Origin of the sequence: Photobacterium alginatilyticum, from assembly GCF_009910675.1 — a bacterium.
GTDB lineage: Bacteria > Pseudomonadota > Gammaproteobacteria > Enterobacterales > Vibrionaceae > Photobacterium > Photobacterium alginatilyticum.
Genome location: NZ_RSEJ01000155.1, coordinates 1 through 832, shown reverse-complemented (window position 1 = coordinate 832; position 832 = coordinate 1). Strand labels below are relative to the sequence as shown.

1 protein-coding gene is annotated in these 832 nt (G+C 43.0%); it reads left to right on the top strand.

Features of this window, described 5'->3' with window-relative positions:
- Positions 1 to 184 precede the first annotated feature (184 nt).
- Positions 185 to 736 (top strand): GNAT family N-acetyltransferase, encoded by a 552-nt coding sequence (locus tag EIZ48_RS28445; RefSeq protein ID WP_160658765.1) that lies wholly within the window; start codon positions 185 to 187, stop codon positions 734 to 736.
- Positions 737 to 832: the final 96 nt, after the last annotated feature.

The following is an 832-nucleotide window of genomic DNA, read 5'->3' as shown; positions in this document are numbered from 1 at the left end:
CACGCTGAGAGTTCGACGGCCAGGTAGGGAAGCCACAAGTGGAAATGCCTAACAAAGCAATCAAGGTGACCCGTTACACTCGGTGGTTTTGGTCTGGAGTTCGGTGTGCATTGTTGGTTCAGTGTGGGGCACCTTATCGCAGGCGTTATGCAGTTTTGGATAACTTGAGGAGTTACTGTTGCTTATAGAACTAGAAACAGAAAGGTTGATTCTACGACAATGGAAACAATCAGATTATTCAGCATTTGCTGAGATAACTGCTGACCTAGAAGTTATGAGATTCTTCCCTGCGGTTTTGTCAAAGGAAGAAAGCGATAAATTAGCTCATAAGATTGAAACTCTGATAAATGAGAAAGGCTGGGGCTTTTGGGCTGTAGAACTTAAAAATACTTCTGAGTTTATCGGCTTTGTGGGCTTACATTATCAAGACCAAAACATCCCTAATACTCCCTTCATAGAAATTGGATGGCGATTATCATCAAAACACTGGGGTAAAGGGTATGCGCCAGAGGCGGCGAATGAAGCATTGAAATTTGCTTTTGATAAACTCAATGAAGCTGAAGTTTATGCGTTCACAACACTTCAAAATAAACCATCCAGAAAGGTGATGATGAAGTTAGGGATGGAAGATACTGGCTTGGATTTTGACCATCCTGCTCTAGCAAAAGGCCATCCACTTGAGCGTCATTGCCTGTATAAGATTACTGAAACTATGTGGCGTGAATCAACTGCATAACAAAGCAATCAAGGTGACCCGTTACACTCGGCGGTTTTGGTATGAAGTTCGGTGTGTTTTGCTAGTTTAGCGTGGGGCACCTTATTGCAGGCGTTA